The 9,146-nt window shown below is 48.4% G+C and carries 5 protein-coding genes; 1 reads left to right on the forward strand and 4 read right to left on the reverse strand.

All coding sequences use genetic code 11. The annotated features are described in order from the left end of the window. Window positions 1-125 precede the first annotated feature (125 nt). The gene (locus tag NE619_RS17375; RefSeq protein WP_256133750.1) at window positions 126-4,766 is read left to right on the forward strand and encodes a PAS domain-containing hybrid sensor histidine kinase/response regulator; all 4,641 of its coding nucleotides are present in this window, start codon (window positions 126-128) and stop codon (window positions 4,764-4,766) included. Here NE619_RS17375 and NE619_RS17380 read toward each other — a convergent pair. The 4 genes from NE619_RS17380 to NE619_RS17395 form a co-directional block, all read right to left on the reverse strand. Beyond that, complete coding sequence (locus NE619_RS17380; protein WP_256133751.1) at window positions 4,760-5,563, reverse strand: SDR family NAD(P)-dependent oxidoreductase; 804 nt, start codon at window positions 5,561-5,563, stop codon at window positions 4,760-4,762. The genes NE619_RS17375 and NE619_RS17380 overlap by 7 nt on opposite strands. A gap of 84 nt (window positions 5,564-5,647) precedes the next feature. Continuing rightward, window positions 5,648-6,208, reverse strand: coding sequence for an N-acetylmuramoyl-L-alanine amidase (locus NE619_RS17385; protein WP_256133752.1), 561 nt, complete (start codon window positions 6,206-6,208; stop codon window positions 5,648-5,650). Window positions 6,209-6,329: 121 nt separating this feature from the next. Then, on the reverse strand, window positions 6,330-8,438 hold the full coding sequence (locus NE619_RS17390; RefSeq protein WP_256133753.1) for a hypothetical protein: 2,109 nt from the start codon (window positions 8,436-8,438) through the stop codon (window positions 6,330-6,332). Between the two features lie 482 nt (window positions 8,439-8,920). Continuing rightward, on the reverse strand, window positions 8,921-9,146 hold a 226-nt coding region (locus tag NE619_RS17395; RefSeq protein WP_256133754.1), incomplete at its 5' end, for a hypothetical protein.

The following is a 9,146-nucleotide window of genomic DNA, read 5'->3' on the forward strand; positions in this document are numbered from 1 at the left end:
GAAGCCGCGGGGCTGCTCCAAAAGGATTGTAGAACCATGGTTTCTATGCTAAAATATAGTATATATCGTTCGGTTTGAAAGACTGTGAACGAGCTTCGCGAGAATCGAAAGGCAGGAAAGATAGAATGTGGGAAAAATCTCTATTTACCGATCAGATAACGGATGTGCTGGATGACGCGCCGGTGTCCATATATGTCAGTGCGGTTGATGACCGGGAGCTGCTTTATGCTAATAGAATGGCAAAGAAAAACTTTTTTTCGGAGACAGGTAGTTGTGAGCATCCCTGCTATCATATGTCAGGGTTTGAAGAAACCTGTCCTTTTTATTGTACGGAAAAGAGAGAAAACCTCAGGGCGCGTTCCGGAGAGTTTCGCTGCCCGGATAACGGAAAAACCTATTGTTTCAGCGGCAAAACGATCGACTGGGGAGACCGGCCGGCCGACCTTATTTATATATCTGAGAAGGCAGAGGTTGAAAGGGACGAAGATTCCGACGCGCTGAAGCAGAATTTTGCGGAGATCTTCAGCAGCATTTCCTGCGGACTAGGCGTCTATGAATTTGATAAAGGACGCATTTCGCCGCTCTTTCACAATCCGGCTTTTTACGAAATCATGGGATATTCTGAGGAGAATATCCAACAGCTGGAGACGGAAACCAGCTTTTTGGGCGTGCATCCGGATGACATGGACTGCTTAAAGGATGTTATCGGCGAAGCTATCCGCAGCAACGGCTCAACCCGGCATACTTACCGTATCTGGAACGACAGAAGAAAAGAGTATCGCTGGATACATCTTGAGGGGGAGGTAAAACCCGAAAAAGAAGGAAGAAAACTTCTGTACGGCATATACAATGATGTAAGCGAACAGATCAGGCTGGAGAAAGAACTGACTGATTCCAACGAAAAGATGCGGGATATCGTCAATGCGATTCCGGGCGGCGTGGCGATTTACAGGGTTTCGGATATCTTTGAAACCATTTATTTTTCAGAAGGCGTTCCGGAGCTTTCCGGGTATACGACAGAGGAATACCAGGAGCTGATCAAACAGGACGCGGCCGAACTGACCTACTGCGAAGATACGGAAAAAGTCGTGTCAAAGGCAAAGGAGGTCATTGAAAGTCAGGGCATCGGAGAGCTTGAGTTTCGAAAACAGCATCGGGAGGGGCGTATTGTATGGGTACGCGCTCAGATTAAATGGATCGGCGAGGACAATGGCTGTCCGCTGCTTCACTGTGTGTTCCACAACATTACTGCGCTTAAAGAAGCACAGTCCGAAAAGGACCTTCTGATTAATTCCATTCCCGGAGGAATCGCCAGCTATCAGGTGGAAGGAAACCGCTTTATTCCCACCTTCTTTTCCGAAGGAGTTATGGCCCTTTCAGGCCATACAAGGCAGGAATATGACGAGATGCTCAAAGATAACGCATTGGACATTATCTATGAACGGGACAGGGAACGGGTGCTGGCTGCTGCGCAGGCAGCTGTCATAAGCGGAGAGATACTGGACGTTTCTTACCGAATGCGCCATAAGGAAGGACACCTTATCTGGATTCACCTCAACGGACGGCGCATGGGTCCGCTGTCGGAATCAATGCGTTTTTACGCCGTGTTCACAGGAATGTCGGCGGAGACCCGTCTGTTCCAGAGCGTTGCCAATGAAACAGCAGACGGAATTTATGTGATCGGGCGGGATAATTATGAGCTTCTTTACACCAACGAGTCAAAGGAGCTGTTCACAAATGAAAAATATTGTCTGGGACAGAAATGCTATACGGCTCTTCATGGAAAGACCGCGCCGTGTGAGTTCTGTACGCTGGACAGCCGCCCGGCAGATGGAAAAGAACACGACATGATCGTTGAAGATCAGGGAAAGTTCTACAAGACTCGCTTCCGGGAGACCGAATGGAACGGGATTCCTGCCTATGTCAAGTATATTCGCGAGGTTACGGAAGAAATCAAAACAAAGCAAGAGAAGGAGCGTCTGGAGCAGTATTTCCAGACTGTAGTAAAGAATTTGCCGGGCGGAGTCGCTGTCGTACACTACGGCAAAGACGGAAGTATGACTCCGGAATTTCTCTCAGATGGCTTTGCGGAAATGACAGGCATGACTATGGATGAGGCCTGGAAGCTTTATCAGCAGGACGCCATGTCCGGCGTGCACCCGGATGACTGGGAAACAGTGAAGAAAAAAATGGACGAATATGTCACCAGCGGCGACAGTCGCTGCGAGATTGTCTACCGGCTGAAAAAAGGAAAAGACAGCTATGTTTGGGTGAAGAACACCTTGACAATGATCCATAACGATGGTGGAAACAGGAGGATCTATGCGGTTTATCATGAGATGACAAAAGAACTGGAAGAACAGGACCGCATCCGGCGTCAGTACCAGGAACTGATTATGAGACATTACCATACGCCGGGTCCCAATGCTCTGATCGTAGGGCACTGTAACATTACAAAGGACGTAATTCTGGATGTTATTGATTATACTTATTCGGATCTGCTCGATACCTTTGGAAACAAGAGAAATGATTTTTTCGCCGGTATAGCCCAATTTATACCGGATGCTCGGGAAAGAAAGCGCTATTTGAACACTTATCTCAATGAGCCGGCGCGGAAAGCGTTTGCCCGCGGAGATCTGGAGCAAAGGATGGAGTGCTTCATACAGCTTCCCAAGGAACCAAAAGGAAGGTATGTCCAAATAAAAGTAAATCTGGTGGCTACGCCTGACAGCGATGATATTACCGGAATCCTGACCATAACCGATATTACGGAAAGAACAATAGCGGAACGGGCGATGCACCAATTGTCTGTCATAGGATATGACTTTGTCGCAGATCTCGACCTGGATGCGGATAACTGCGCAATCCTTTCCTGCAATGAGGAAAGCGAGTGCGTGCCTCCGGATGAGAGCTGTTTTTCAGAGTGGAAAGCTTACATGCTTCGCGCAAGAGTTGTGCCCAGAGATCAAGAACTGTACAGGCGGAACCTGGAGCCGGAGTATATGCGAAATAAGCTGAAAAACGGTTCTTACTCTTTTACCTTTTCCATTGCTGATGAAAAGGGAGATATTCGTATGAAAAGTATAATGGTCTTTGGTACGGACCTCAGACTGGGAAGAGTCTGTCTGTCGAGAACCGATATCACCAATTCGGTACGCGAACAGCAGGGGCTGCTGCGGATGATCGCCTATACCTTTGAACTGGCATGCTTCATCGATCTGGGAAGCGGATATTTTAACCTGCATACCAGAGATACCGTGCTTAAAAACCTGCCGCCTCACTTTATAGAGGACTATGAACATGCGATCTTACGCTTTGTGGATTGTTACGGAGCGGAGGAAAACCTGCAGGAGGCACGTGCCCAATTCCGGATCGACACAATGGTGAAGAGGCTGGAAGAAAAGCCGGGCGGCTATGATTTTCTGTTCCCTTACCGCAAGGATGAGGGGGAACGATATAAGCAGATAAATGTCCTCTGGGGAGATGTGAATCACAGAACCATCTGTCTGGTTCGGGCCGATGTGACGGACATGCTGGCAGAAGAGAGACAGAGGAAGAAGGAGCTGGAGAAAGCGCTTGTTTTGGCGGAAGAAGCAAATCGGGCCAAAAGCGATTTCCTTTCTTCCATGAGCCACGATATACGTACGCCAATGAACGCGATCATCGGTATGACTACTCTGGCCATCGCTCACAAAGATGAGACAGAACGGGTTGCGGACTGCCTGAATAAAATTTCCATTTCCTCCAAGCACCTGCTCAGCCTGATTAATGATGTCCTGGATATGAGTAAAATCGAGCAGTCGAGAATCAGTCTCAACCGTATGAAAATATTCCTTCCAGAGCTGGTCGATCAGCTGGCTGCGATCATGACTCCGCAGGCGGAGGCGGCGGGGCTGCAGCTAAGGATCAGCAGTGAGAATATCCGCCACCAGCGGTTTTATGGAGACTCTTTGCGTATTAATCAGATCCTCATCAATATTTTGAGCAACGCCATTAAGTTTACTCCGGAAAACGGCAGAGTCGATTTTCTGGTGGAAGAACTGGAAGAGACGGAAAATCCGGCGTGCGCCCGTTATAGATTTACGATCTGCGACACCGGAATCGGTATGTCCAAGGAATTCATCATGCATATCTTTGATCCGTTTGCTCGCAGCAGGAGCGCCGGGCTAATCGAAGGTACGGGCCTGGGACTGAGTATTACAAAAGGGCTGGTGGATTTGATGGGCGGCAGTATTTCCGTGGAAAGTCAGATAAACCGGGGCAGCACGTTTTGCGTAGAACTGGAATGTGAAATCGTAGAGGATGGGGAAGAGGCAGGAAACGAGGAGCGGAGCCGTGAAGACTCAGGAGCCGGAGACCGGGAAAAGAGCTTTGCCGGCCGGTATTTCCTGGTTGCGGAGGATAACTCCGTCAATGCGGAAATCCTCTGTGAGCTGCTGAAAATGTACGGGGCGGAGTGCGTCGTAAAAAGGGACGGAGCGCAGGCCGTGCAGGCGTTTTTAAAAGCGCCTTCCGGAACTTATGACGCGGTTTTAATGGATATTCAGATGCCAAAGATGAATGGCTATGAAGCAACCAGGACTATCCGGAAGGCGGGCAGGGATGACGCGAAAACAATTCCCATTGTCGCAATGACCGCCAACGCCTTCGCTGAGGATATCCAGGCTTCCTTTGACGCGGGAATGAACGCGCACATAGCAAAACCCATCGATGTAGACGCGCTGTGGGAAACCTTAAACAGAGTGCTGACCGAGCCGGATCAATAATATAAATCCGAAGGCCCCTTGTATTCCTGCAATGTATTGCCGCCGTCAACTATCAGGGATTCACCCGTGATGTAGGAGGCTTCTTTTGATGCGAGAAAGACAATGGCATTGGCGACTTCTTCGGGGGAGGCGCTGCGTTTCATAGGCGTGTTGAGACCCCCGACAGCCTCTTCCTCTGTCTGGGACGCTGTGCCGATCCAGCCGGGAAGAACGTTGTTTACGGTTATGTTATGCACGCCGGCTTCAATTGCCAGAGCGCGGCTCATTCCGACAATCCCTGCTTTTGCGGCACTGTAAGCGGCTTCACCCGGATTGCTTACCACCGGGCCTGTCACGGAAGAGACGTTGACGATTCTGCCGTAATTTGCTTTCACCAGGTGGGGAAGGACTTCCTTCGTCACATTGAAACAAATGTTAAGATTGCGGTTAATGGAAGTATCCCAGCTTTCATAGGTGAGGTTCATCATATCGGAAAAATCTTCTTCCGCCTGTCCTACCTGCACCATGCCGGCATTGTTGACGAGAACGTGCAGGCACCCGAAATCCTTTATCACCTGATCGACCATGGCGGCAGTCTGCCGGCGGTCCATTAAATCCGCGATGTATCCCTTGGCAGCAATGCCCATTTCCTCCAACTCTTTTACCCGGTCATAGATTCGCTCAGTGGTTGCCACAAGGGCAATGCGGCCGCCCAGGCCGCCCAAAATCCTGGCCGTGGAAAAGCCGATTCCTGTGGGACTCCCGGCTCCTGTAACCAGACATACCTGATTTTCAAAATTTATAAATGACTGAACCATATTTCCTACCTCCTTGCAGTTGGCTCTATGAATTAACGTATATGGGATACCAACATAGTAAAGTAAGAAAGGTGTGAAGTCAAATCATTTGCTGTCCTGCCGCGGGGCCTTAAAGGAAATTCCCAGGTATTCCGTGAGGGAGAGAACCAGATTCTTTGCGATTGGTTCGATGTTTTCCGCAATCCAGGCGGCGTCATCGTAATTGTCGTGGTAAGCCAGTTCAATCAAATTGGCAGGGGCCTTCACACGGCGCAGCTCTGCCAGACTGGTATTGGGAATCGTTGCCACCAGATTGGGGTTGGGATAAACGGTCCTGAGATTATCGGCAAAGATATCCGCGGCCCGCAGTCCCGGAACACTGCCGGCATAATAGTAAACATCCGGCCCCTGTATGGTGCCTGCCAGACTTTCCGGCGCAGTGTTGGAGTGGAGGGCCAGATGGAAGTCGTAGTCACCGGCATTGGATTGTTCGACAATCCGGTCCAGGGTATCGTAGGGATTGTTGCGGGTAAAGGCAATGCCGCTGGCCCGCAGATAGGGTGCCATGGCGTCCGCGATGAGGTTCATGTAATATTCTTCGTTTCCTGTACCGGTCACATATTGATTGTAGTCCTGAACAGAAGGACTTAGATAAATAGTGGGCATGGGTATTCCTCCTTTTTCTTTCATCGTATGAAGAAAGGGAGGAATACGTGATTGGTGCGTATGAAAAAACGGGCGTCCGCAGGAAGCGAACGCCCGAAATGTCTGTCTGACCAAGTCCGTTTTAGTGAACCCAGATTTTCTTTGTTTTACTGTAGGAACCGTAAATCTTCTTTGAGCCGGCCTTCTTATAGGCCCGTACCTTTACATAATAATTCTTGTTCTTGGAAAGTTTTTTAAAAGTCTTGGACGTAGTTTTGTTCGATTTGATCGTAGCCGTCTTTTTTCCCTTGGAGAATTTACTGTTTTTAGCGATTACAACCTGATAGCCGGAGGCTTTTTTGTCGCGCTTCCAGGAGGCCTTTAATGTCCTGCATTTTTTAGACACGGCGCAGGGCTTGGACATTTTCTTGGGTTTTACGGTGATATTTATCCGTTTCGTGGCGGAATTGCAGCTGTCGGTAGCCGAGGCTGTGATGGTGACGGTCGTTTTACCCGGGCCTTTAATGGTCACTTTTCCACTGCCGGAAACGGTAACGACTTTCTTGTTACCGGACTTGTAGGACAGTTGTCCGTCGCCGCTGGTTTTGGCGTGCAGGTTGAAGGCTTTGTTGCCATACGTTTTTTTATAGGATTTGGCCGTGATGGTCTGATCCTTTTTGGAAACCGGTTTTGGAGCCGGTGCCGCTATCTCCTGATAGGATAGATTCAGCGTGCCGGAAAGCTGTTTGTTGTTTAATCCTGTTTCTACGGTGAAAGGCGTGGAGGCTATGCTCTTGCCCGCCGTTTTGAGACTGCCGTTTTCGTAAGTGATCCCAGGGGCCAGATTGTTGGGCTGATTCAATGTGACAGGGACCGAATAGCCCGAGGAAGCATTTCCGCTCAGAGAAAGCGCTACAGACTGATTTGTTCCATCAAAAGAAGCAAGGTTGTTCAGTCCGGTCAAATCCAGAGAAGTCAATGCCGACTTATAGCAATTTAAGCGTGTCAGATTTTTGAGCCCGGAAACATTCAGAGAACTCATCGCCGGATTTTGTGAACAGTCCAGAGATTCCAGGTTTTTAAGCCCGGAAACATCCAGCGTCTTCAGTGCCGCGTTATTATAACAAGCCAAACCTGTCATATTGCGGAAAATTTCGATGCCGGTCAAATCCGTGATCGTATTTTGACTTATGATCGCTAACTTTTTAGCATTATCGATTTCCGCCTGTGTCAATACCCCGTCCCCGGCGCCTTCCGGCGTATTATTTGTGATCATCCAGTCTCGGAAGTTCTCGTCGGGGAAGCTATCGGCATCAATGTTGATGCCGTCTATACACTTCAGCTTCAGTGTACCGGACAGCTGTTTGCCCTTCATTCCCGTTTCAACTGTGAAAGTCGTGTCGATGTTATTTTGGGATGTCGTTTTCAATTTGCCGTTTTCATAAGAAACGGTAGTTGCCAAGTTGGTAGGCTGGTTTAAGTCAATCGCTACAGAATAGCCCGAGGAAGCGTTCCCGCCCAGAGAAAGAGCTAAAGACTGATCGGCCCCATTAAAAGAAGCAAGGTTGTTCAGTCCGGTCAAATCCAGGGAAGTCAGCGATGAATTGTTACAAGATAAGGTATTAAGAGCGCTGCAGCCGGAAACCTTCAGAGAAGTAAGGGAAGGATTGTTCGAGCAATCTAATTTTTGCAAATCTTGGAATCCGGAAAAATCTAAAGATTTCAGTGCTTTGTTTCCAGTGCAGGTCAAATCCGTTAAATTGGGGAAAATGTTGATACCTGTTAAATCACGAACTTTAGCGGTGTCACAGATTTCCAGCGTTGTGACCGCATTGATTTCTTCCTGTGTCAATACCCCGTCATCGGCGCCTGCCGGCGTGTTATTTGTGATCATCCAGTCTCGGAAGTTTTCGTCGGGGAAGAGGTCGGCCTCAATGTTGATGCCGTCTACGCAATTCAGGGTCAATGTACCGGACAGCTCATATTTCTTGATTGTTCCCGGCGTTTCAACTGCGAAAGGAGTGGCGAAATTATCCTGTTTCGTTGCCATTTTCAGTCTACCGTTTTCATAAGTAACGCCCTCTTCCAAATTGGTTGGCCAGGAGGATGAGAAGTCAACCTCTTTGGAATAGCCAGAGGAGGCATCTCCTCCCAGAGAAAGCGTTACAGATTGATTGTCTCCTTTAAAAGAAGTAAGTTCGTTCAGTCCGGACAAACTCAGGGAAGTCAGCGCCGATCCATTGCAGAACAAGCTCTTAAGCTTGTTGTGGCCGAAAACCATCAGAGAGGACAGGGAAGGATTGTTTGAGCAATCTAACTTTTGCAGCTTGTCGAAGTTGGGTTTAAATAAATCTAAAAAAGTCAGTGATTTGTTTCCGGTGCAGGTCAAATCAGTTAAACTGGTGAAAACCCCGATGCCGGTTAAATCAGCAATCTTATCTTGATTCGTGATCGATAAGCTTTCAACCGCATCGATTTCAGCCTGTGTCAGACTGCCGTTGTCGGCGCCGGAGACATTTGTTTTAATCCACTCTCGGAAGTTTTCGTCAGGAAAGTTGGTTTCATCGATTGCGATCTCACCTACATTTGTAGATGGGGGGGGGGGTAGGCGTATTCGTAGATGCGAAGACCGCGTCAGTAAAAGGCACGGTGCCCAGGGCCATGCAGAAGCAGATCGCCAGGGCCAGAAGCCGGTTTCGTCTTTTTGATTTCATTGTTTGTTCCTCCTCTTTCTTATTTGTAGTGAAATCTAAGTTTTTCATAAAAGGCGATTTTTTTGTATTGTACCAGAGGGAATAGGTAAAAATCTCCCAAAAGGCACAATCCGCAGGAAATACGGCAGAAATCACAAAAAATATATTTACTTGAGGGCGCTTTTAAAATTTGCGGGGCAAATTTCCGGGTACTGTCAATAACTTGAGAAAATGTCTCTTTTTGCGAAGGAAATTCACTTGAGAAA

It is taken from the genome of Anaerovorax odorimutans (genome assembly GCF_024459955.1).
Taxonomy (GTDB): domain Bacteria; phylum Bacillota; class Clostridia; order Peptostreptococcales; family Anaerovoracaceae; genus Hominibacterium; species Hominibacterium odorimutans_A.

Excerpts from the sequence above, each read along its gene's own strand:
- NE619_RS17375 (WP_256133750.1), top strand. The coding sequence starts at position 126 with ATGTGGGAAAAATCTCTATTTACCGATCAGATAACGGATGTGCTGGAT.
- NE619_RS17380 (WP_256133751.1), bottom strand. The coding sequence starts at position 5,563 with ATGGTTCAGTCATTTATAAATTTTGAAAATCAGGTATGTCTGGTTACA.
- NE619_RS17385 (WP_256133752.1), bottom strand. The coding sequence starts at position 6,208 with ATGCCCACTATTTATCTAAGTCCTTCTGTTCAGGACTACAATCAATAT.